Here is a 24,789-nt window from a genome sequence, read left to right on the forward strand (position 1 = left end):
CTTACCAGACGGTGACAATGTCATCTTGACTGAAGAAGCCCCACGCAAGCTCTTGCGGCATCGGCTCATCCGCAAGCGCCCAAACCGACAAATCCGTGGCCAGCTCACCTGAAGACGCACTCAGTGGCACCGAAGCTTCTTCGGTATCTGGACGGTTCACAAGCGCGTCCGGCTTATCAATGGAAGCCGTCGCGCTCTGGCCTGAGCTGCCTCCAAACCAGTCACCAAAGGTGCTGTCATCATATCCATTATCAGTCAGATACTGACGAACTTCGGCTTCGGATTGGTAGTTCGCGTAGCGAATGTTCCCATCTTCGTGCATCAGCGCACGCAGATATGCCGTGCCATCGGTGAGTGCGAAATACACTTCCCAAATGCCGTCATTGTCATAGTCGTCTGAGCCGAGAACTCGGTTGATATTCTCAATCGCAAGATCATTTTGGAAACGGCGCTGACTGTCTTGATCAGAACCAGCAACAACATCGCCAGACTGAACCAGCGGATCAATGTAGATACCCGCAACACGCGTTTCACCGGCCCATGAGTGATCATCGAAGTAAACAAGACCATCAGGCGCAGTGCCAATGGTTGCAAAACGGCCGATCGCGTCGTTGACAAGAACCTGATCAATATCGCCGTCGCCGTTCACATCAGCAGAGCCAATTCTGAGCCAAGACCCGCCCCCGCCAAGATCGTTGCCGTCAAAGTCACGAAGGGCATTGAGCGCAGCCTGATACACACTTGCATCAGCTGTCTCAAAGTTCACCGAAACGCCCTCACCAGGACGCAATCGCAGAACTTGATCGTCAAATTGCAGGAACTCAACATTGCTGAGTGTATCGGTGCCATCAGCGCCGGTAATCTGGAAAACACCGGTTGAAGTTTGCGTAACTGTGTACGAGGCAAGGTTGCCGCTCACTACCGCGGTATCGACGTTAGAACCGCCGTCGATCGTGTCATTGCCCGTGCCGCCGGTCAAAATGTTACCTACATCATTGCCGATCAGCGTATCGTTGCCACTGCCCGTAATTGCATTTTCGATAATAGTGCCACGCGCAATCGTCATATTGCCCGAGCTGCCGCCGACATCATTGAACACTTCCGCGTTGAGATTGATGCTCTGGTTGGCAGAGAAGGTTGAGTAATTAAGAGTGTCCTCACCCCCATCATCGACAATAGCAAAGGCAAGCAGGTTGCCTAACGAACTTGTCGCCTCATCGCCGACACCATAGGTCAAGCGGCCAGTATTGTTGCCCACGCCGTAGGTGTTGTCTTCAGTGCGGGTGTTGCTGGTGACGCCATAGGCAGTTTGGATCGCGATGATATCTGCAATCATCGGGGTAACTGCGAATACACGGCTAAACCCTTGATCATTGAAGAACGAGTTTTCGGTTTGGCTGAAATACGACATCACTGTCGTTGCCCAACTGTCATTTAGGTAAAGCGCATCTTGCGAATAGGTGGCATCACCGTTGTAATTGCCCCCGTGACCAAGCCCCAGCGCATGTCCGATCTCGTGGACATAGGTCTGGAATGAATAGCTATCCAAGGTTGTCCCTTGGGTGGTCAACCAGTCGGTCGATACGTTGACAGTCGCACCGGTGATGAAATTGTTCGAACGGAATGTCTGCGCAAACGCCCCATCGTCGGTGTTCTGGAAATTGATTTCGGCTCCGCTTGTGACCTCTTGGAACAAGATGCCAGTGACATCTGTCCAAAGTGCCAGTGACTCTCTTGCGAGCAACTGGCCGGTTTCAGACAGGTTCGTGATGTTGACGGTGATCGTGTCACCTTCACCGCGATCCCAGCGCCGGATGTCGGATGGAGAGCCGGAGCCATAGAGAAGCTGACCAGCAATCTCATCGTTGGTGTATTCGCGAAGCGGTTCGCCGGTGATCGCGACGACTTGATAGTCGCCCTGCTGGCTATCAGCCCAGCCGCCGACATCTAGGTAGAATGTACCGCTGGTGGATGCTGTGAAACGAATGCTCGAATAGGTGCCCGTGCTATCGTCATTATACGCCAATGCGGTGCCCGAGGCATCGCGTAGGGTTAGCGTGGTGTCGACGTCGTTGGCCCCGCCCGTTGCGCTCGTCGTGAACTCATAAATCTGACCGGCTTCGAGCGTGACTGCGTACCAGTCCCGGTCACCAGTTTGCTCAAGCTGTGCCGATGTTGCGGCTGCATCAATCGTCAGCGAGGCCGAAGTCGAGCTATCTGGTGCTTGAGCATCGTCAACTGGCCGGGAACTGGAGATAAAATAATCGCCAGTGGCAGTACTAAATCCGCTCACGTCTAGGAAGTAATCGCCGCTGGTTGTAGCGGTGAATGTGATCTCTGAATAAAACAGTCGTGCATTTGTGTTTGCATCATCGTTCGTAGTGATCGTCGCGCCCGTGGCATCGCGCAGCGTCAGGATACTATCGCGCAGCCCTCCACCAGGCAAATAGGTGGTGAAGGTGTAGGTCTCACCAGCTTCAAGAGTGATCCGGAACCAATCATTGTCGCCAGCTGTATCAATCTCGCTGCGAATAAAGCTGCCGGGCGTCAGTGTTTCCGCTGTGTTGATATTGTCAGCAACGTCTTCGCCAGTTGGGGTGACATTTGAGATGGTCGCAGTAAATCCGCCATCTTTTTCCTGATGACAGGCAAGGCAACTGCAACTGTGCGTGTGAACGGCGTCTTTCAAAACCGCCTCAATCGCAACCGCGCTGTCGTCGCGATGATTGGTCGGTTCCCAAAGGTCAAATTCAAGGTCGAAAATCAATTCTCTGAACATACTCATTCACTCGTAATAGGCTTAGCACTGTCCCTGCTAAGCGGTGGTTCCGGTATTACCAATCGTATTTGCAACAGCATCAGCTAGCTGATCTAAATCACCGATATTAAGCGGACGATCCATCACGTCGAGCGAGGTGGTCGGATAGTCCACCATTTCCCCGCCAACCTCACGCGACATGTTAACGCTAATCGTCCCAGCTTTTTCGACTGTCAGCGATAGTCGCATGGATGCCATCACGTCGCTATCAATTGTCTGAGCCAGCCTCGTCAGAAAGCGCGTGCAGAGATCGCCCTCGCTTTGCGCTGTCGAGAGATACTCAGCACCCTCTATGGTGCACGCCTGATCCGGTATCTTAGTCATGCAAGCGGCCTGCGCAGTTGCACTCAATAGCAGAAGGCATGAGACGAGGTGCTTACCTAACATTTGTGTTGCGACGGCCCTTATCGGTCAAAGATATGCTACATCGGCCTACCTTACCAAGAGCATGTCACGACTGGTTAATGGCTTTTACCTAGAGGTAAAAGTCGCAAAAGAGAAGTTCGGCCTTGCGCATGGATTGAACGGCTCGTCGCTTGACTGACGGCCAGTTCGCATTTGCGCCTATAAAAGCTGCTCGATCACACCCATCAATTCTTCGGGACTAACGGGTTTTGCAAGCGTCCGGTCAGCCCCCACCGTCATCGCCGTTGAAATCGCGTGATATTTGTCCTGCGCAAATGATCCTGAGATTGCGATGACCGGTGCCGGATGGCTTCGAATTTGCTTGAGAGCCGAGATCAGCGTCACACCGCCATGCGGGCTCAGGCGGCCATCTTTTTCGATCAGCAAATCGGAAATAACTAGGTCGACATGGTTCGCATCTGCAAACGCCAACGCGCTGTTCGCGTCAGTATGCAGCGAGACTTGGTACCCTTCATCCTCAAGCGAGTAGCGCAGGAGAGGACCGAACGCGACGTCGTCTTCCAGGACGAGGATCATTGCTCCCTTTTTGTCATCAGCCATGTCTCAGTTTCCTCGGGCGCGAGCCGCCATTAATTGTCGTGTTGCACCAGCTGCCAAATGGCGTTTCGCGATCGCACATGCAATCCCGTGATACCCTCAAGGCGAAAGCGAATAATGGACTATTCATCCTGATCGCTCCCCTCTTTGTGTCCGAGGGCATGCCGTATCTGAGCCGTGGTCATTGCTGGTGACGATGGTTTGGGCAGAAGCGGTGCGACAACATCACCCATTTCTTCATCAGTGTAGCCGGTATATCCTGACATATAGATTACCGGAATACTCGGGATAATTTCGCGTGCCAGCTTGGCAAGCTCGAAACCGCCAAGGCCGCCGGGCATGACAACATCGGTTATAATCAAATCAGGTTTAACCCCTTCATTGAGCAGGTCGAGCGCAGCACGCCCAGTTGTCGCAATCATCGTATTGTAGTTCAACTCGCGCAGCATTTCGTCGAACTGCTCAAGCAGGAATTGCTCATCCTCGACGATCAAAATCGTCTCACCATGACCATGCAGCAGCGGCAATTGTTCGACTGGTCCTTCCAGACCAACTTCTGCGTCACCACGAGGCAGGAACAGCTTAACGGTGGTCCCTTCGCCTTCCTCAGTATAGATGCGCAGCTCACCATCCGATTGTTGCACAAATCCATACACCATGGAGAGGCCTAGGCCCGTTCCAGAATTCGTGCCTTTGGTGGTGAAAAACGGGTCGAGTGCTCGCGATACAACCGCTTTCGACATGCCTGGGCCATTGTCAGAAACTGCGATCTCAACGTACCGATGCCTCTTTTCGTCGCCTCGACTGCTATCGTCGCGGTGCTGCAAAAGGCGACCTTCGGTGGAATAGACTGCGTCTTGCTTGTTTATGCCAGCAGCAGAAACGGGCAAAGCATCAACGCATCGCACGCTCAATTTGATCGAGTTCCCTTTGTTGTGCTGCATGATCGCATCGCGACTGTTTAGTATCAGATTGAGTACTGCATTCAGCAATTGCCCCTGATCACAATAGACGAGCAGATCATCTTCAACCTTGGGGAAATCCACACGGATCGAAGCCTCAATCGCTGGATCAACCAGCCCGCTCAATTCATGCAGCGCATCCTCAATCTCTCGTGCGCTTGCTCTGGCCGGTTGCCTCTTGGCAAAGGCAAGAAGGCGCCCGGTAAGTTCCGCGCCGCGCTTGATTGAGCTCAGTCCCGCTTCTGCAGATCGCTGGCTTCGCTCACTCAGATCATCCCGCCTGATCAGCTCAAGCGCATATTGCATTGTGTTCAGAAGATTGTTGAAGTCGTGGGCGATGCCACCTGTCAGCTGACCCAATGCATCAAGCCGTGATTGCCTTTCGAGCTGTTGACGATTTCTTTCAGCCTGCGACACATCATCAAGTACGATCACCGCATGGAGAGGCGAAGATCGGCTTGTCACAGGCGCTGAAGAGACTCGCACATATTGCGTATCCTGCGTGTCCGAGCGGGTCATTAGATGGACCTCACCTCCGATCTTGTGGCCGATCAGAGCGCGCGCAATCGGATCATGCGAAGATTCAAGCGGCTGCATATCTTCAGGGTCAAGAAAAACGATCCCGCTCGGAAACGCAAAAGGAGTTTCGTGCGCAACATCACCGATCATGTGGCGTGCGGCATCGTTAATCATGAGGATATTTTTGTCGGCATCGAGACCAAAGATCGCACCGTTCACCGCATCAAAGACGTTGCTTAGGAGACCGAGTGCGAACTCATTCTCCTCCCTAGCCTCGACAAGCTCGGTTATGTCACGTGCGATGCCAAGCGCGAATTTCTTTCCATTATCGTTCTTGAAGCCGACCTTCTTGGTGTACAGCACACGCCGCTCACCATCAGGGAATTGGATGCTCTCTTCCGTTTCGGCAAAACCATGTTCGAATGCAGCTCGGTCTTGCTCTAGAAATGCTTCTCGCTCTTTCTCATCATAAGCTTCAATAGTAGTTGTGCCGATGATCGTGTCCCGCATCTCTTCAGGATAAACGCCAAGAAAGCTCTGATTTGCCTGTACAATCCTGAATTCCTCATCCTTCACAAAGATAAGGTCAGGAATGTTTTCGAGCACCAGCGATTGAAAGGCTTGGAGCTCTTGTGTCTCTTGCTCCAACTCAATTCGCGCGGTGATATCGCGCGCAAGGCAAAGCAAATATGGCTTGCCTGATTTGTCTTCAAAGCGGCTTCTGCGGCTCTCATAATAGCGCACGCCGCCATCTGGCATCGCGAGCGAAAACGTTGACTGGTAATAGCCTTTTTCGAAGGCAATCCGGTCAGCCGCGTTCAACGCTGCTGTATCCTGCAGCGTAAACAACCAATCATCATGCGAGTGTGAGATCCCGTCGCTTGGATCAGCTAGATAAAACATGTTGAAGAAGGCGTCATTCCCGCGAACGACGGTCAAATCTTCATCCTTTATGTATGCGCCATCAGGGATGTTTTCGAACAAAAGCCCTTGAAAATTGTCGAGCTCCGCCGCGCGGGTCTCAATTTCCAAGTTTTCAGTGATGTCACGCGCGACGCCAAGCAGGAAAGCCCTCCCACTATCGTCCTCAAACCGAACTTTACGTGTGCGAAACGTGCGAGTTTCACCGTCAAGAATTGTGATCTTTTCTACAGCGTCAGAAGATCCGCTTTCAAACGCCTCCCGATCTTTCGCTTGGTAAGCTTCGACCTGATCAGCATCGAATTCTTCGGTTCCCGTCATACCCAAAATGCTGTCGCGCATCTCAGCGGGAAACAGCTCCATAAACGCGCGGTTGCCCTGAATGTGCCGGAACTGCTCATCCTTCACGAAGACAACATCGGGGACCGTATCAAGGATCAGCTGCAGAAACTCCTGGGAGCCATCAGCGTTTCGCTCCGTTCCTATCGCTGGACCGAAAGATGCAGAATGCTCGCTCGCGCCTGGTGTTTCGGCAATGGGTTGTTCCGCCGCATCGCTATGCGCAGATTTCAGAAAACCTGCTGCCATATCGGCAAGTGAGGTCAGCTTTGTGCAATCATCAACGCCAATACGTTGAGGCCTTGTATCGAAAATGCTGAGAGCCCCGACGACGATCCCTTCCACGACAATCGGAGCGCCAGCGTAGAAGTGCAAATTGGATAAGCCGGCTGCTTCCGCGATTTCCGAGAAACGTCCATCCTGTCGAATATCAGGCAAGACGTTCACTGCAGTGTCTGTGAGCATGAAATCGAAAGTAGCTTTTGTCGCTGCGATCTCGTCCTTCGCAAGTCCCTGCTGCGATCGGAGGATCAAACGACTTCCATCAACAAGCGCGATGAGCGCGATCGGGACTTCGAAGTGGTCCTTGGCAATCAGCGTTATTGCATCAAGGCGCGAATCTGCTCTGCCCGCGAGCTCAGAAAGACTCCGCAAGAGATCCGCGCGTTTCTTTTCTTCCAAGTCCAAAACCGCAAATCCCAGAGGCATCTAATTACACTTCGAACCTACACCTATCAGATGTATTCTCGAAAACTAGACACTTATACCGATGTGTCTAAAGTAAAGCACTAGGGAATTACGCGTATAGACCCTTTCTATTGTCGGATTTTTCACCTGAGAAATAGTGCAAGCGGGTACTCAATTGCGATTTTTTCAACTCTTCTTTGCCTTCGCCAATCGCGGCAACAAGAAGAGATAAACACCAGTGCCCCACATTATGATCAAGAGCAGGCCCGTTGGGAGGAAGAGATAGAGCTTCACCGCGTCAGAGAAAAAGGAACCATCGTGAATGCTCTCGATCAAATCTGAACGCCGATAGGCAACGCTGAGCACTTCTGCAGTCTTGGTATCGACCTGCACTTCCCAGCCTGAAACCGCCCTGATTTTGGCGATTCCACGATCAACGCGCAGGTCAATCCGGTCGATGTCTGACCATTCATCAATGCCTGCCTCGGGATGCTGCCTTGCAGCTTCCAGCAATTCGGCAAAACTCGCGTCAGGCAATTGCAATTCCGCAACGCCGCGCTGTGTGCCGGGCTGAACCCATTCAACCTCTTTCTTGAGCATCAACAGCGATCCTGCGCCAAACATGATCAGCGCCGGAACAAGCACAGCTAGCGAAAGCCAGTAGTGAATCTGACGAAAGAGGCGTTTGGGGTTCATTCTCGCGGCCGATAGAGGAACACGGACATCAACTGTCTAGCGCTTAAGGGATCGCACTTCCACGAACCCACGGGGCACCAGCAGCTTGAAGCTCCGCTTCGAAGGCAGGGATGGTCGAATCCACCAAAGCGGTCAACCTTGAACGCACCTGTTCGAAATCTGCCTTGGCATAACCCAGTTGATCGCGGTGGGTTTGGGTCGGCCCATAGGTAGATCCAAACAGCCCCGTCATGATCACCCCTAGCCGGCTTCTCACAGTCGGGTAATTGCGCTCGGCAATGGCGTTGCGCGCAGGGTTGCCATTCATCAGCTCACTTATCGCGTTTACTTCTGCCCGGATCGTATCAAGCCGATCATGGAGCACAGTCGGATCGCCGCCCTGCGTACGACTTACAGCGACCGCCATTTGGCCAAGCTTTGCTTCCACATCCGTCAGTGTTCGCGCAGCGGCAGTAACTGACCGATCAAACGAAGCGATCTCAGCCCAAAATTCTTGCGCATCAGCCTGAGCAGGGATTGCACCATCACGAAGCGGTTTAACCGTGAAAGGTTGCGGACCAACAAGTTCAGTCGTTTGCCCTCGCACTCGCATCGCCATCGAAACCGTGTAACGCCCTGGCGAGACTAGGAAACCGGAAGGTTCATCTTCGCCTGCAGGTGTTGCACTTGCTTCGCTCATATCGGGGAAACGCAGATCCCAATTCACCCGGTGAAACCCTCGCTTCGCAGGCCCTTTGATACGGCGCACAATGTTATTGTCTGCATCGCGAACCGTCAGCCAGATGGTCGGATCTTCTTCCTGAAGCTCTCGCGTCAGTGTGCCAAAATCTGGGAAAGGATTGTCCTGTCCAGCCTTCGCACGAGGTCCTTCGCGCTCCTGGCGTTGCTCCTCAAGCGATTGGACGTTGTCGGCGAGATAATAGGTGAAGTTTGCTCCAAATGGCGGGTTTGGTGCCCGGAAATATCCGTGACCTTGTGATCCGCCTTCGGAAAAGGCGAGCGGATGCTGCTCTATATACCAAAGCGCATCTCGGCCGGGGAAGAGCATCGCTTGCTGATCCAGGCTTGTTTCGCTGAGCGTGCGAAGTGGTGAGATGTCATCAACAATGTAGAAGCCGCGACCGAAGCTCGCAGCTACAAGATCGTCTTCGCGGCGCTGAATGGTGACATCGCGGAATGCAATCGTGGGCGCGTCACCTGAAAGTTCCACCCATTTGTTCCCGCCGTCTAGCGTAAAGAACAGCGCAAACTCGGTCGCTGTAAATAGCAGGTTCGGGTTCAAATGGTCTTGCACAACGCGCCACACCAGATGGCGATCAGGAATGTCACCTTTGATACTGCGCCAAGTCCTGCCACGATCCGTGCTCTTCAAAAGGTAAGGTGTGAAATCACCATATTTATGATTGTCGAGCGCGACATAAACCGTGTCTTCGTCAAATAGGTCGGCCCGGATGTCGTTGACATAGGCAGTGTCGGGAACGCCCGGCATGGAACCCACTTCAACCCGGCGCCACGTCTCTCCGCCATTTTCTGTGACCTGTATCAGGCCATCATCCGTCCCCACATAAAGCAGGTTTTCGTTGAGCGGGCTTTCTCCAATATTCGCAATCGTATTGTACTGCGACATAGCCAGCAGATCCCAGCCAGCATCCCAGCTCCACTGCCTGCCCTGCACTGGCAGGCGCAGACGATTTTGATTGCGAGTCAGGTCAGGAGAGATTGCGCGCCAGCTGTCGCCGCGGTCATCAGAGCGCCAAAGTCGCTGCGATGCGTGATAGATGCGCGTTGGCTGATGCTGGCTGACAAGGATTGGCGCGTCCCAATTCCATCGGGCGATATCATCGCCTGGCGCGGGCTGCGGCTGGATATGGACGACTTCACCGGTGATCCGGTCCACTCGCGCAAGGTTTCCCTGCTGCCATTGCGCATACATAATGTCAGGGTTGCCCGGCTCGGTCGCGGATTGATGGCCATCAGCAAACAAGGTGATGAACCAGTCATCATTGCGGATGCCATGACGGTTATCCGTGCGCGACGGACCACCTTGCGAATTGTTGTCCTGCGTGCCGCCATAAACAAAGTAGAACGGCTCAGCATCGTCGACCGCGACTTTGTAGAACTGGGTCACCGGCAGGTTGCTGATAAAGCGCCATGTTTGCGTGTGATCATAGCTTTCATAAAGGCCCCCATCGGAGCCGAACAGGATGTATTCTGGGTCATCCGGCCGGAAAGCGATGGCATGGTCATCAACGTGCTTCAGTTCATTGTTGAGACCGCTGAACGTCTTGCCACCATCGTTGGAAATCTGTGACGTGTTTGACACCAGATATATCCGATCGAAGTAGTGCGGACTTGCATACAGTTCTTGGTAGTAATGCGGGCCTGTTCCGCCAGAAACTGTATCCGACATCTTGCTCCAGCTTGAACCGCGATCGCTGGAGCGCCACACGCCCCCTTCGCGCCGATCAAGTTCTATCGCAGCGTAAACAACATCCGGTTGCATGGGAGAGATCGCGATACCGATCTTGCCCATATTGCCTGATGGGAGGCCGGTGCTCAGTTCGTCCCAGCTTTCACCGCCATCTTCGGACCGCCATAGCCCGCTCTCAGGGCCACCGCCGACATAGGCGGCAACTGTCCGTTGGCGCTGCCACATGGCGACATAAAGGCGATCGGGGTCACGCGGGTCGATGATAAGATCACCTGCGCCAGTGTACTCACCCGAAGAGAGCACGTTTTCCCATGTCTCGCCGCCGTCGGTCGTTTTGTAGACACCGCGCTCGCCGCCGCCCGACCACAGCGGCCCCTGCGCTGCGACCCATACCGTGTCAGAATCCTCAGGGTGAACGATGATCTTGCCAATACGCTCTGATCCTTCGAGGCCTTTCTTCTCCCAAGTTTGGCCGCCATCTTCGGAAAGATAGATGCCATCGCCATAGCCGATATGACGCCCGCCGTGGTTTTCACCAGTGCCGACCCAGATCCGGCTGGGATCGCTTGGGTCCAAGCCAAGCGCGCCGATTGAATAGGAACCCTGACCATCGAAAAGCGAGGTCCACGTGGTCCCTGCATTCTCTGTTTTCCAAACCCCGCCAGAGCCAACCGCAACATACCAAGTCGCCGGGTCGTCCTGCACAATCGCAATGTCTGCGATCCGCCCTGACATAAATGCAGGCCCGATGCCGCGCAGATTGAAAGCCTCAAACGTACCACTTGAAAGTGCAGGCTGCTCTTCGCCTTCCTCAGACTGAGCAATTGCAGCGCTGCCAAGACCAAAAGCCAGCAGGATCGTGATCAGGAATTTGGAGAAGTTCATATTTGCCCCCCTGCACCACGCGAACGGCCACCAGCCCATTACTCAGACGTGATACAATATCTCTGCCGCAGGCTTATCGTGTTTCCCGATGCACTGCAATCAGCTCATGAAGGTTCAAGATCACCTCGTTCTGGCGACGGCCGCAAACTCGTCGAGCTTTATTGATGAGCGCGTCTAGGCGTTAGAAGCATAGTCAACTGAAGAGGTGCGAAATCAGGTTGTAGCGCACTCCCGACGTCGTTTCTTGCACCTCGTGAAGCAATGACGACGAGAACACCATCGCCGTACCGGCGGGCACCCGATATCCTTGCGGACTGAATTCTTTGAAGGCGATGCCACCACCTTCGTACTCATCATTTAGGCTCATCGAAAGAGCGAAGCGGCGGTGTGCTCCTGCCGGGTTTGTATTGTCTCGGTGGCCGATTGAAAAGCCTCCCCGCGAACCAACGTAACGAGCAATGTGTAAGTCCTCGCGGCGTGTGACATCGAACGCGAATGACTTCTTGATCATTGGCACAACTCTGCCAAAAATCCGCTCATCAAGGAATGAAATCAGGTTCTTATCCTTGATTATCAGATCAACTCTATCCTGCCGATCGTATTCATATACCGGCATTTTGTAGTTGCCTCCGAGCTCTCCTGGCTGTGGCCGCCTGACCATAAATGGCGCGTCCGTTTCGACAGTTTCGACCAGCTTGCCGCACTCTTCGCTTGAAAGCACATTGGGCACAATTAGCACCGGTGCATGTGGCGGGCTCCAGCGCATTTCTTCTGCTGCCTGCGATGCCTTTATCGTGTCCATGATTGTCTCCAGTGTTGAGCTGGCGTCCCCGTCCATGTCGAACCAAGCACGGACTTGCCTAAACGGTGTGAGCAGCACCAGCCGGGATGTAAGGTCGCTTCCCTTGTGAAGCCCATAAGATGCGAAAGAAGCGCCCGATGCATCGCCAACGATTGGCCAAGGAAACCCGGTGTCGCGCTTCAGCCCTCTATTTTGTGCACCATCGCTTGAGGCGCTGACTACCAAGACAGTTGCGTCCGCGGCATCAAACTGTGTTTCAGTAGCTGCCAGCGCCCTGAGCAATGCCTTTGCTTCTTCACCGTCTGGGTCGCCAAGAAAGGCCAAGAGCATATGGCATCCCGACAAGTGATCATCGGCGGTACTTATGCTGCGACCAGTTTCGTCGCGCGCGCTTATCGGCATAGCCAACGCGCCAGGCCATAGTGGTTGAACATAAGGCCGAATAGAAGGCGAAGAAATTTGATAAGTGGGTCGGGTGTCGGCCATGCGGATCTTGCATTGTTAACAAAGCAAGCACTCTATCGACAACATGATGCAACCCAAAGCGTATTTTGCGGACAATCCTCAAGGAAAGCATCTGGCCTGAGATCAAACGCATGATTTGGGTTGTGTGCAAGAATGGTAGCGGAGGAGGGACTTGAACCCCCGACACGCGGATTATGATTCCGCTGCTCTAACCACCTGAGCTACTCCGCCCCATCGGGCTCCCGTCTGCGTTGATGTCGGACGAGATTCGCGAGGGATTTGCCCTCAAACGAGCGGCGCGTTTAGGGCGCTGACCCGCCATGGTCAACCTCAGTTTTTCGCTGAGCTTTCGCCCTTATCAATAATGTCACCGGGAGCTTTCATTCATACGGAGCACTTTGACGGCGAGAGACCTGTTAAATGCGCGGTCAACCGCCTTTCCGATTTCGGGCAAACTGCCTGCAAGTTGACCGAGTGCATCTCGATCCAGGCGCGCTAGACGCATGTCTTGCGTGACTGTCACTGTCGCGCTCGCACGCTCGCCTGAGACGTGGCTCATCTCTCCTAAAAACTCGCCCGCGCCGCACTCGCTTACAATAGCAAGGTCTCGCTCAATCTCTGCACGGCCACTGGCGATATAGATGAGTGGCGGATCCGCCTGACCTTGTTTGATCAATTGAGTGCCGACGGAAACATCTTCCCACATCATCAGATCGCGCAATCGACTTTGCTGGTTGGGTTCTTCGATCTTCATCACATGGTCGAACAACTCACGTTCTTCTTTTGTCATGACGCCTGACCTGGCGCGGTTATGCAATTCAAAAAGACGTGCAGCGTTGATGAGAGTGAACACGAGCGCCAGAGCCAGTCCCGCGCCCAGCCCTTGCGTGAAAGCAAACAACGCCGTCGCAAGGATACCGCCGGCAAGACTCCACAGTCTGATTTGGCGAACTTGATGCGGGACCATAGCGAACACCAGCGCCATGCCTGCAAGCCAGCCTAAGATTGAACCGAAATTCTGCATCTCTAACCCTCAATCCGCTCGTCCGATGGCGAAGCGCGCTACAGCTCTTCTCGTCCGCGAAACCCGCTGCGTTTCACCAATTCCCAAGGTCCATCCTGATACAAATGCAGTTCCAGAGCAGGAAATGCAAAACTCCGCGCTTCGATTGTCGGTGCTAGCTCGGCCTGAAGCGCTCTGGCTTCGCGCTTTGTGACCTTATTTTGGATGGTGATGTGGGGCCGCGGTTCGTAAAGGTCCTGCGCGGTCAGACTACCATGAAAATGCTCTGCGATCAGCGCGCGCAGCTCCAACAATGGCTCGCTTTGCAATGCGATAGCTGTGCCGCTGCCCAGATCGAGAAGCCCGCTGACAAATGCCTGGGGAGGGGCGAATTCAGCAGCCAGTTTGGGAATGAAGTCCTTCAATTCTTCAAGCAGTGACGGGGCAAAGGAGTGAAACATGGTGACATGCGCATGCAAATGATTTCGCTCAGAGGGATAGTGCTTTTGTCGCAGAGCTTCGGCCCAGCCTTGGATCTCCGCTGGTAGTGCCGCGGTAAGAATAAACGGACGAGCCAAGGTTTAGTCCATCTCTCCGCGTTCCCTACGTAATTCAAACCAACGTTCCACGGCAGCGTTATGACCTTCAAGAGTGGCGTTGAATTCGTGCCCGCCTGTGCCATCGGCAACCATGAAAAGGTAGTCGTGCCCTTCTGGATTGAGGACGGCTGCAATACTTTCGCGCCCCGGATTCGTTATCGGACCGCGTGGCAAACCGATCATCGTGTAGGTGTTGTAACCATTGACCGCTGCAATCTCAGACTGACGAATGCGCCGACCAAGCGGTTTACCTTGCGTGATCGGGTAGATGATCGTCGGATCGGCTTGCAGCATCATCCCCACCTTTAAGCGGTTGGAATAGAGGCCAGCCACCGTACCGCGTTCTTCGGGGGTGCCTGTTTCTTTCTCAACAATCGAAGCCAGTATCAAAGCCTCTCGCAAAGTATCAACTGCGATATCATCGCCCCGCTCTGCCCAGGCTTCTGCCAGATACAAGTCCATAGCGGCCTGCATCTGCTCGACCAACTTGCCCCGTTCCTGCCCCCGTTCAAACGCATAGGTATCAGGCAAGATGGAACCTTCAGGCGGCACCTCGACCTCGCCCGTAAGCAGTTCCTCCGCCATCAACCGTTCCCACACGAGAACGGAGGGCATGCCTTCGGGGATCGTCACAAACCGTCGGATAACATCTCCCGATTGAAAGGCGGTGAGGATATCGCCTTGCGACATGTCGGGGGTCAGTTGGAATTCACCCGCTTGAATGGGATCAGAGGAGCCAAAGAGCCGCGCGTTCAGCAGGAAACCGTCAGCTGAGCTAATCAGACGCCCTTCTTCAAGATCATTGGCCACAGCGCTCAACGAGGAGCCAGCTGGGATAATGAAGGGAGTTTCCTCCTCAACGGTCGCCTCGCCAAGCACGCTGCCACTGAAAAACAGTGCAGCGGCACCCACTAGGGCCAGCACAAGCCCGACAATGCAGCCGAGCCGCTTCATGACTTAATCAACCTTCTGCATGATGATCGACGCGTTAGTGCCGCCAAAGCCAAAGCTGTTGTTGAGCACCGCGCGGACCTCACGCTTTCTCGCCGTTAGCGGAACAAGGTCGATACCTTCTGTCCCGTCATCTGGCTTGTGTAGGTTCAAAGTTGGCGGAACGACGCCATCACGCATTGCAAGAATGCAGAACACCGCCTCAACCGCGCCAGCGCCGCCCAAGAGATGTCCGATGGCGCTCTTTGTTGAGCTCATCGATGCGCCGTTCAGATCATCGCCCAACACGCGTTTTACTGCCGCCAATTCAATCGTATCCGCCATTGTCGACGTGCCGTGAGCATTCACATAGTCGATATCGCCAGGGCCGAGTCCTGCTTTTTTGAGAGCCATGCGCATAGCCAGCTCAGCGCCTTTCCCTTCGGGATGCGGCGCGGTCACATGATAGGCGTCACCGGATAGGCCATATCCTGTTACCTCGGCATAAATCTTTGCACCGCGCGCTTTCGCATGCTCGTATTCTTCGAGCACGACAACGCCTGCGCCCTCGCCCATGACAAAGCCTTCGCGGTCCTTGTCGTAAGGACGGCTTGCCTCAGTTGGACGATCGTTGAAGCTTGTGTTGAGCGCGCGCGCCTGGGCAAATCCTGCAATGCCAAGCGGGTTCACTGTACTCTCCGCACCGCCAGCGAGCATGATGTCAGCATCGTCCATCATGATCATGCGCGCAGCATCACCGATCGAATGCGCACCGGTTGAGCACGCTGTCACAACGGCGTGGTTCGGGCCCATAAAGCCATATTTGATCTGCACTTGGCCGGTTACCAAATTGATCAAGCGACCATGCACAAAGTGTGGGCTCACACGGCCAGGGCCGCGCTCATGCAGATTGACCGATTCCTTCTCAATGCCCGGAAGACCGCCGATCCCTGCACCAATTGAGCAGCCAACGCGCTCTTTCTCTTTATCAGACAGATCGGTGAGACCTGCGTCTTCCAAAGCCTGCCCCGCTGCGTCGATCCCGAAGATGATGAAGGGATCGACCTGCCGCTGCACCTTACCATCGACGCGCTTATCCGCATCAAAACCCCAAGGGTGTTCCTTGTCCTTGACCTCGCATGCAATCGTGCACTTTTGCCCCTCAGGGTCGAAGCGCGTGATTGGCCCTGCACCGCTTTCACCTGCGATCAGATTATTCCAAGAAGTTTCAACATCGCCTCCGAGTGGGGTGACGAGACCTAGTCCTGTTACGACAACACGGCGCATTCAACTCTCCAAAGGCGCAAATTTGGTCCGCTCCGAATAGTTTCAGAGCTCCTGAATGACTACAGGCCCGAACACCCTTTTTCAAAAGGGCTCGGGCCTGTCGATCAGAGGCCCGCACCCTCAATAAGGGCAGCAGGCAAGCTGAGGGCGATTAGCCCTTATGTTCTTCGATGAACTTGGTCGCATCGCCAACTGTGCTGATCTTCTCAGCAGCATCATCGGGGATTTCGACGCCAAATTCTTCTTCGAAAGCCATTACCAGCTCAACGATGTCGAGGCTGTCTGCGCCCAGATCATCAATGAAGCTTGCTTCCTGAGTGACTTTGTCACCTTCGACGCCGAGATGTTCGACGACAATTTTCTGCACGCGGTCGGCAGTATCGCTCATGTGTATCCCTCTTGAATTGTGGGGTTTTGAAAAACGTCCTTGGCCCTAGAGGTGCGTTCGATTGAGCGCAAGTCAAGATGCATGCACGAAATTCACTCAAACAGGTCAGCCGTCCTAAGCAATTCCACGTCTTCGCGCGCCTCAAGGCTTCTTCGTATCAGATATTTATGCGCAGTTCCGAATGTTATCAGCACCTTAAGGCCTGATCCGGAGATCAAATCGAGTGCGCTGTTGATAAGATTGGTGTGCGCCCTGTTTATCTGCGTCCAGCCGCCTGCGCCCAAATCTTCGTCAAAATGACGTTGATAAGGGGTCCGAGAGGCTTCGACGAGCTGATCAAACTCATCAGTATGGATGAACAGCGGATCATCTCCCCTGCCCGCAATCCGTTGTGAGTATTCGCGGCTTGCGGCCCGGTGCTCCGCCCATTGACGGCCTCGCGCTGGGTCATTTTCAATTTGGGAGAGGACCGCCCGGCGATTGTCCGCGATCTCCCTAGTCCAGCCCGCCGTTCCCAAAATGCGGAAGCCCATGTCGCGGCTAAGTGGGAAAAGCACATCAGTGTATTCGGGAAACACCTCAGTTCGCGGCTCATCCACTGCGCCCGTTTCACGGAACGAGTTTATCGCCTTCTCGACCCGGTCTGGCGGTATCTCTGTAAGAACCACGTCTGGTGCTGCTTTGCGAATGGCCGCTTCGAGAATGTCGAGCGAGTAGGTTTGGCTGCGCCGGTGGTTCGAATGGATCACACCCATCACATGCACCCGCGTCAGATTTGTCTGACCAGAGACACCAGCCCCAGCGCTGCACCCCATTAACGGGACTGCTGACGCGGCGAGCGATCCGACAAGTGCGTTGCGGCGAGTGAGCATCATGGTGACCGGTTCGCTCACACCGCGCATTTGGTTTCACCTGACCTAAAGAGCCTCTCGCTGAGCCAGCATTGCTTCGCCAAGCTGGCGGCTGCGAATGCGGCTCATGCCTTCACGGGGATAGTCGCGATCGGGATCGATGGCGAGTGCGCGATTGTAGTATTCTTGAGCGCCCTCGAGTTCCCCTCCACTTTCAAAACAAAGCCCGATGTTGAAAAGGACAGAGACATGCGAAGGGTTGGCCGCTTCCAATGCTTCGAAGCCAGCACAGGCGGCCTCGATGCTTTCGTTTGTCGCGCGAACCGCATCACGGAATGGTCCGCGATCTTCACGCCGCAAATCACGGCGACGCTCCATAACGCGAATATTCCTCAGGCTTTCGCGCGGAGCAAGGTCAGCGCGAATATCGCTTACGATCTGATCGACCATGGAATTCGCCATATCGAGGATGGAGGGAACGTCATTCTCGTCGGCACAAAAACGTTCCGCCTGCGTGCGAGAGAAATCGTAAGAATATAGCTGCTCGCCTCTCGCACTCATCAGCAAAATGCGCGGATCTACCCGGACCGATAGTTCGTTGCACTCGATGCGTATCTGGCGGCGCTCAGTGCATTTGCCATCGTCATCCCGGGCGATGCATTCACGTTCAATCTTGTCATCAACGCTGCGCTCGATTGCTTCGCTGCGCACTGTGCCGCGTAAGGTTGCATCGGCTGTGAGTGCGCTGGTCGTGATCGTGCCGTCATTGCCCTCAACTTCAACAACGGACGTGCGCAAGGCGTTTGGACTTAACAGTTCAAACCAGCGTTCCCCTCGGACGGTCACAGAACCTAGGACATTGCTGAGCGCAAGCTCGACATCTTGGCCCAAGTCACCGCGAAACCGCTCTACTTCAATGAGCTGCACGTCGGCAGGCACGTCCACGCGCGGCGCATACACACCGCTTACAGGGATTGTTTCCGCTGCTGCCGTTTGCGCAAGCCCCAGCACCAAAGCACCAATTGCGGTTTTCGCGACTGCTTGTGACCAATTACTCATTTTATGCCCCTAATTGAGTGATTGGCCCGCTTTTTGTTCAGTTAAACTGTATTGAAACTGAACAGCCGTTAGCCGCCCTGGCCATCTTGCGCTGTCGGCTTTTGGGGAGGTTCAACCAGCCGCAGCATCAATTCGCGCAGCTGAGCAGGCTCGACTTTGGACGGGGCGCCCATCATCAAATCCTCGCCCTTTTGGTTCATTGGGAAGGCGATCACTTCGCGGATTGCTTCTTCGCCAGCGAGCAGCATAACGATGCGGTCAATGCCAGGCGCCGAGCCGCCATGCGGAGGCGCGCCCAGTTTGAACGCTTCGATCATGCCGGAGAATTCGCGGTCGACTGTTTCCTTGTCATAACCGGCAATCTCGAAAGCTTTGTACATGATGTCGGGGCGGTGGTTCCGGATCGCGCCAGAGCTGAGCTCATAACCGTTACAGACAATGTCGTACTGCCATGCCTTGATTTCGAGCGGATCCATTGTCTCCAACGCTTCCATCTCGCCTTGCGGCATCGAGAAGGGGTTGTGACTGAAATCGACCTTCTTGGCTTCCTCGTCATACTCGAACATCGGGAAGTCGACGATCCAGCAGAATTTGAAGCAGTTCTCTTCGATGAGGCCGAGTTGTTCAGCAACTTGCGTGCGAGCGGCCCCTGCCAGTTTGGCGGCGTCTTTCTCTTTGCCAGCGGCGAAGAACAGGCCGTCGTCGGGGCCAAGACCAAGCTCGTTGTAGAGCTCTTCCATGCGCTCTGGGCCATGGTTTTTGGCGATTGGACCACCAAATTCACCGCCCTTGCGGGTCACATAGCCAAGACCCGCAAAGCCTTCGCTGCGCGCCCAATTGTTCATATCGTCGAAGAACTTGCGGCTCTTTTCATTGGTTTTTGGCGCCGGCACCACGCGGACAACCCCGCCACCGCCTACGATCTTCTCAAACAGGCCGAACCCGCTCTTTTCAAAGTGGCTTGTGACATCTGATATAATCAGTGGATTGCGAAGGTCGGGCTTGTCAGAACCGTATTTGAGCATCGCTTCGGCATACGGAATGCGCGGAAACTCGCCCACAGGCGTGACAGTCTTGCCGTCTGCAAATTCTGCAAACAGTCCGCCAAGAACAGGCTCAAGCGCCTGAAACACGTCTTCCTGCGTCACAAAGCTCATTTCAAAATCGAGCTGATAAAACTCAAGGCTGCGGTCAGCGCGCAAGTCTTCATCGCGGAAGCACGGTGCGATCTGGAAGTAGCGATCAAAGCCAGACACCATCAGCATTTGCTTGAACATCTGCGGCGCTTGCGGAAGCGCGTAGAATTTGTTCGGGTGCATGCGGCTCGGCACCAAAAAGTCACGCGCGCCCTCTGGTGAAGACGCCGTCAGAATTGGCGTTTGAAATTCAGTGAAGTTCTGCTCAACCATGCGATTGCGGATCGAAGTGATGACTTTTGACCGCAGCATGATGTTGCGGTGCATGGTCTCACGGCGAAGATCGAGGAAACGGTATTTGAGACGAATGTCCTCAGGATATTCCTGTTCACCGGCGACCGGCATCGGCAGCTCTTCAGCAGCACTCTGAATCGTAATTGCGCGGACAAATACTTCGATCTCGCCCGTCGGCAGATCTTTATTCACCGTCTCAGGAGTGCGGGCTTTCACCTCACCGTCGATAGTCACGACCGATTCGGCGCGGAGCTTGTCGAACACTTCGAGAGCGGGCGAATCTTCATCCGCTACCAGCTGAGTGATTCCATAGTGATCGCGCAAATCGACGAACAAAACGCCGCCATGATCACGTTTGCGGTGCATCCAGCCCGACAAACGGACGGTTTCACCCACATTTTCAGCGGAAAGTTGTGCGCAAGTGTGACTACGGTAAGCGTGCATCTAAACTCTTGTCCTGCTTAAAGGTATGGCGCTAAGGGCGCGCCAGCGTTTTTCGCGCGGGGGCTAAATCACCTGCGCAGACATGCGCGCGCTAACAGGGCAAGGCACTCACTTTGTCAAGTCGCGTACCTCTTACAATGACAGGGACCACGTTGGACCCGAGAGCGGCACTCCGCTCAAACGAACAAGAAGATACAATGAAAATACATGATCTAATCACCACAACCGAAGCGCTTGATGACCTGTGCGAGCGCCTTGCGAAGTCGGATTTCGTTACGGTTGATACCGAATTCATGCGCGAAAACACCTATTGGCCGGAACTGTGCCTGGTGCAAATCGCAAACACTGAAGAAGCCGCCGCGATTGATCCGCTGGCAGATGGCATCGATCTTACATCCCTTCTCGATCTGCTGACTGACAATGAAGACGTCTTGAAGGTATTTCATGCGGGCGGTCAGGACGTCGAAATCATCGTCAATATGACGGGTAAGACCCCCTTCCCCATTTTCGACACGCAAATTTCCATGATGTCGATCAGCCAGTCTGAACAGATCGGCTACGCAAATCTGGTCGACCATTGGCTCGGCATCCAAATCGACAAAGGCGCTCGCTTCACCGACTGGAGTCGTCGCCCGCTTACAGACCGGCAGATCGAATATGCCATCGGTGACGTGACCCATTTGTCGAAGATTTTCCCGAAAATCCTCAAAAAGCTGATCAAAACGGGCCGCGGCAATTGGCTTGATGCTGAAATGGAGAAACTCGCAGAAGTCTCCAACTACATCATCGACCCCGAAACTTCATGGAAACGCATTCGCCAGCCGGGCCGAAATCCGCAGGTGCTTGGCCGATTGAAGGCACTGGCCGGATGGCGCGAGGGAGAAGCTCAGCACAAGAATATCCCGCGCGGGCGGATCATGCGCGATGAAACTCTGGCCGATATAGCTTCTCATCCCCCTAAGAAGCAGGGCGATCTTGCTAAAGTGCGCGGGCTTTCGACAGCTTGGAAAGACAACGACATTGGCAAGCGTCTGATGAAGGTCATCGCCGATGCTGAACCACTCCCAAAAGAAGAGATGCCCGAGAAAATGAAACGTGGCGCACCTTTGGGAAAAGAAGGCGCGCTGGTTGCGGACCTGCTCAAGCTGCTTCTTAAAATCCGTGCCCGTGAAATTGATGTTGCCGCCAGATTGCTAACCCGCGCAGACGAAATGGAAGCCTTGGCTGCGGGCGTGCGCGATTTGAAAGTGCTGCAAGGCTGGCGCTATGACGTGTTCGGCAAAGACGCGCTTGAATTGGTCGAAGGCAAGCTCGCCTTCGCTGTCAAAGACGGCAAGCTTACGATGACCCATATCGACGACATGCAAGCAAGCATGGAAGAAGCGCTGGCGTCAGAATAGGCTAGGCACGCGCAATGTCGATTTACCTCCCCACCATCAAGCAGCTGCAATATCTTGTGGCGTTGCATGAGCATGGCCATTTTGGCCGCGCAGCCGATGCAAGTTTTGTCTCCCAGTCGACATTGTCAGCGGGCATTCGAGAACTGGAGTCGCTGCTTGGCGTAACGCTCGTGGAGCGTTCTCGCCGCGTCGTCCGCTTCACCGCTTTGGGTGAGCAGGTTGTGGCAAAAGCCAACCGTTTGCTTCGCGAGGCAGAGGAACTTTCTGACCTGGTACAGGCCGCTGGAAAGCCGCTTTCCGGACAGTTGCGCATGAGCGTAATCCCGACAATCGCGCCTTTCATGCTTCCGCGGATTTTGCCACGCCTCAAGTCTGAGCGGCCCGACTTGCAATTGATGCTGCGCGAGGAAACCAGTCAGGACGCGATTGAATCGCTCCAGCATGGCCGCGTGGATTGCGTGCTGCTTGCCCTGCCGTTTGACACTGGCGATGTCGCATTTGAGCATATTTCTGATGATCGACTGTTCGTTGCCTTTCCAAAAGATGATCCGCGCGATCCACCAGCACAGATCCCGCCGGACATGATCGATCAGGGGCGCTTGCTCCTGCTTGAAGACGGACATTGCCTTCGTGATCATGCACTTGCCGCGTGCAATCGCAGCGAATTGCGCGCCAGTGCCAGCATGATCGGCACAAGCCTGCACACGCTTGTTCAGATGGTTGACCATGATTTGGGACTAACAATGCTACCCGAAATGGCGATCGACGCGGGGATTCTTGCGACAACGCAAGTGGTCGCGCGCCCAGTGAAAAGCGACACTGCAAAGCGAGAAATCGTGTTGGCCTGGCGGAAGAACTCCCCGCGCGAAGCCGATTTTCGCCTTTTGGCTGAGGAACTGCGAGAGGGCTAGCAACCACGCCTCCGGTTTGCATCCTCGGGGTGATCCCCTATGCTCCGGCCCAAGCGCATAGCAAATTACGGGTTACACCATCTCAAATTCAAAATCGCCGCTCGAAGCCTCATCATCCGACGAGGCGTATCTGCCTGTCGCTCAGCCCCCTGTAGATCCCCCATTGGTCGAGTTACCGATCAACACGCATGACAAGGGTTTCTACAGCGGTTTCAGCCGCGAAGTGACGATACCGGGCAAGATCATCGTCTCGCTTATTATCATGTGGGCGATCTTTTTCCCGGTCAGGGCAATGGAGACGCTGCAAGTCGCGAACTCGACCATCATTGCCTCCTTTAGCGGATGGTACATCTATCTGGTCGCGTCTCTGATCATAGTGTGCGGCATTCTTGCCTTGCTGCCTCAAACTGGAAAGCTGCGGATTGGAGAGCCCGGAGAGAAGGCTGAGTTTTCGCGCTTCTCTTGGTTCTCGATGCTCTTTGGTGCCGGTATCGGAATTGGCATGCTCACCTATTCCACGGGAGAGCCGCTCGCCCATTTTGCCAATAATCCAGACATTATTCGCGGCACGATCGAGGGCGGTTCAGCGGAAGCAGTTCGCTCTGCCTATATGTGGACGTTCCTGCATTGGGGTTTTGGCGCTTGGTGCACATATGCCTTGGTCGGTTTGGCCATTGGCTATGTTGCGCACAGGCGCGGTTTGCCGCTCACAATCCGATCCAGTCTTGCGCCGTTATTTGGTGAGCGAATGTCCGGACCCGCGGGCCACCTGGTCGATATCGTTGCCGTCGTTGCCACCATCTTGGGTGTAGCCGTGACGATGGGATTGGGAGTGCAGCAATTTGTCGCCGGACTTCACCGGATTGGACTGGGCGACTGGTTGATGATGCCAACTGAAGAAGGCGGCCTTACCGCCTCCGCAACTGCCATCGTGATCTCTCTGCTAGTGCTTGTAGGCGCATCAACGATCAGCGCGCTTTCGGGTGTCGGACGCGGTATCAAATGGCTTTCAAATCTAAATATGGGCCTCTCTTTCGGCCTACTTGCTCTATTCGCGATTGTGGGATCGGGACTCTACGGCCTGAAACTGCTTGGCGTTGGCATCTGGGACTACATCGTCACTCTACCAGCTAACTCGCTCACTTTGTTCAGCAGCGATGGCAGCGAGGCTGGCGATGCACTCGTTCAATGGCAGCTCGATTGGTCCGTGTTTTATTGGGCATGGTGGATCGCTTTTGCCCCCTTTGTTGGCATGTTTATTGCCCGCATTTCAAAAGGACGCACGATCCGCGAATATGTTCTGGGCGTTGCTCTGGTCCCTGCGCTTATGTGCTTTTTATGGATGGGCTTAGCTGGAGGCACAGCCATTGACCTTGAGCTCAATGGAAATGCCAATGGCTCGATCCTTGGCACCGGCATCTCAGATCAACTCTACGCGACACTCGCGGTACTCCTTGATCCGACAACCGCTTGGATCGTATCCGGGCTCGTGGTCGTTTTGCTGATGACTTACCTCATCACGTCCGTCGACAGCGCGATCCTTATCGTCAACACAATCAATGGTGCAGGCGAGGACGAAGGCAGCCGCCGCTATCACATTTTGTTCTGGGGGGCGGCGCTAGCATTCGTTGTGGGATCGATGCTGATCCTTGGCGGCATAGACGCGATACGGATCACCATGATTATTGGCGCCCTGCCCTTCTCCGTCGTTGTTACGTTGATGTGCGTATCGATCATCAAAGCGGTCGTGTTCGACCTGATCCGCAAGCGCCACGGCGTTCCGACTACAGAAGAAGCGTGCTTAGAATGGGCAGAAGAACAATCGGCGACCTGAAGACTTTGCGCAACACTTTATGAAATCAAATATTGCCGAAGCTACACTTCGTCATATTTGAGTAGATTGACCGCAATTTTTGCATTTTCGAGTATAAATTGAAGTCTTCTTGAGATGTCGTAGAGTATAATATCTTTATACTAACAATTGACTGCCTGTCGATTT

The 24,789-nt window shown here is 54.4% G+C and carries 18 protein-coding genes and 1 tRNA gene; 3 read left to right on the top strand and 16 right to left on the bottom strand.

What is annotated here, in order from left to right; all coding sequences use genetic code 11:
* Position 1 precedes the first annotated feature (1 nt).
* The 16 genes from AC0V6N_RS07310 to aspS all read right to left on the bottom strand — a co-directional run bounded on the left by AC0V6N_RS07310 (position 2) and on the right by aspS (position 20,479).
* Positions 2-2,785, bottom strand: a complete 2,784-nt coding sequence (locus tag AC0V6N_RS07310) for a M10 family metallopeptidase C-terminal domain-containing protein (RefSeq protein WP_486170920.1) — start codon at positions 2,783-2,785, stop codon at positions 2-4.
* 30 nt (positions 2,786-2,815) lie between these two features.
* The gene (locus AC0V6N_RS07315; RefSeq protein ID WP_486170921.1) at positions 2,816-3,142 is read right to left on the bottom strand and encodes a hypothetical protein; all 327 of its coding nucleotides are present in this window, start codon (positions 3,140-3,142) and stop codon (positions 2,816-2,818) included.
* Positions 3,143-3,382: 240 nt separating this feature from the next.
* A complete protein-coding gene (locus tag AC0V6N_RS07320; RefSeq protein ID WP_486170922.1) occupies positions 3,383-3,784 on the bottom strand; it encodes a response regulator transcription factor in 402 nt (133 codons plus the stop codon).
* A 119-nt stretch (positions 3,785-3,903) separates the two neighbouring features.
* The gene (locus AC0V6N_RS07325; protein WP_486170923.1) at positions 3,904-7,176 is read right to left on the bottom strand and encodes a PAS domain-containing protein; all 3,273 of its coding nucleotides are present in this window, start codon (positions 7,174-7,176) and stop codon (positions 3,904-3,906) included.
* Positions 7,177-7,395: 219 nt separating this feature from the next.
* Entirely contained in the window at positions 7,396-7,905 is a 510-nt protein-coding gene (locus AC0V6N_RS07330; protein WP_486170924.1) for a PepSY domain-containing protein, read from the bottom strand.
* A gap of 43 nt (positions 7,906-7,948) precedes the next feature.
* On the bottom strand, positions 7,949-11,221 hold the full coding sequence (locus AC0V6N_RS07335; RefSeq protein WP_486170925.1) for a VPS10 domain-containing protein: 3,273 nt from the start codon (positions 11,219-11,221) through the stop codon (positions 7,949-7,951).
* Between the two features lie 193 nt (positions 11,222-11,414).
* On the bottom strand, positions 11,415-12,353 hold the full coding sequence (locus AC0V6N_RS07340; RefSeq protein WP_486170926.1) for a 2OG-Fe(II) oxygenase family protein: 939 nt from the start codon (positions 12,351-12,353) through the stop codon (positions 11,415-11,417).
* A 289-nt stretch (positions 12,354-12,642) separates the two neighbouring features.
* Positions 12,643-12,719, bottom strand: a tRNA-Met gene (locus AC0V6N_RS07345).
* A gap of 136 nt (positions 12,720-12,855) precedes the next feature.
* On the bottom strand, positions 12,856-13,512 hold the full coding sequence (locus AC0V6N_RS07350; protein ID WP_486170927.1) for a cyclic nucleotide-binding domain-containing protein: 657 nt from the start codon (positions 13,510-13,512) through the stop codon (positions 12,856-12,858).
* A 38-nt stretch (positions 13,513-13,550) separates the two neighbouring features.
* The gene (locus tag AC0V6N_RS07355) at positions 13,551-14,069 is read right to left on the bottom strand and encodes a 2'-5' RNA ligase family protein (protein ID WP_486170928.1); all 519 of its coding nucleotides are present in this window, start codon (positions 14,067-14,069) and stop codon (positions 13,551-13,553) included.
* Between the two features lie 3 nt (positions 14,070-14,072).
* Entirely contained in the window at positions 14,073-15,044 is a 972-nt protein-coding gene (mltG, locus tag AC0V6N_RS07360; RefSeq protein WP_486170929.1) for an endolytic transglycosylase MltG, read from the bottom strand.
* Between the two features lie 3 nt (positions 15,045-15,047).
* Positions 15,048-16,307, bottom strand: coding sequence for a beta-ketoacyl-ACP synthase II (gene fabF / locus AC0V6N_RS07365; RefSeq protein WP_486170930.1), 1,260 nt, complete (start codon positions 16,305-16,307; stop codon positions 15,048-15,050).
* Between the two features lie 151 nt (positions 16,308-16,458).
* A complete protein-coding gene (locus AC0V6N_RS07370) occupies positions 16,459-16,695 on the bottom strand; it encodes an acyl carrier protein (RefSeq protein WP_067596821.1) in 237 nt (78 codons plus the stop codon).
* 92 nt (positions 16,696-16,787) lie between these two features.
* The gene (locus AC0V6N_RS07375; protein ID WP_486170931.1) at positions 16,788-17,597 is read right to left on the bottom strand and encodes a hypothetical protein; all 810 of its coding nucleotides are present in this window, start codon (positions 17,595-17,597) and stop codon (positions 16,788-16,790) included.
* Between the two features lie 15 nt (positions 17,598-17,612).
* A complete protein-coding gene (locus tag AC0V6N_RS07380; protein WP_486170932.1) occupies positions 17,613-18,605 on the bottom strand; it encodes a tetratricopeptide repeat protein in 993 nt (330 codons plus the stop codon).
* A gap of 68 nt (positions 18,606-18,673) precedes the next feature.
* A complete protein-coding gene (aspS, locus tag AC0V6N_RS07385) occupies positions 18,674-20,479 on the bottom strand; it encodes an aspartate--tRNA ligase (RefSeq protein ID WP_486170933.1) in 1,806 nt (601 codons plus the stop codon).
* 197 nt (positions 20,480-20,676) lie between these two features.
* Between aspS and rnd the strand changes: the two genes are divergently transcribed.
* The 3 genes from rnd (at position 20,677) to AC0V6N_RS07400 (ending at position 24,624) form a co-directional block, all read left to right on the top strand.
* Positions 20,677-21,879, top strand: coding sequence for a ribonuclease D (gene rnd / locus AC0V6N_RS07390; protein WP_486170934.1), 1,203 nt, complete (start codon positions 20,677-20,679; stop codon positions 21,877-21,879).
* Between the two features lie 14 nt (positions 21,880-21,893).
* A complete protein-coding gene (locus AC0V6N_RS07395) occupies positions 21,894-22,790 on the top strand; it encodes a hydrogen peroxide-inducible genes activator (protein WP_486170935.1) in 897 nt (298 codons plus the stop codon).
* 163 nt (positions 22,791-22,953) lie between these two features.
* Positions 22,954-24,624: a BCCT family transporter gene (locus tag AC0V6N_RS07400; RefSeq protein ID WP_486170936.1), complete on the top strand. Its 1,671-nt coding sequence runs from the start codon at positions 22,954-22,956 to the stop codon at positions 24,622-24,624.
* The last annotated feature ends 165 nt before the right edge of the window (positions 24,625-24,789 follow it).

The sequence above is a fragment of the Erythrobacter sp. S57(2025) genome, assembly GCF_057365055.1.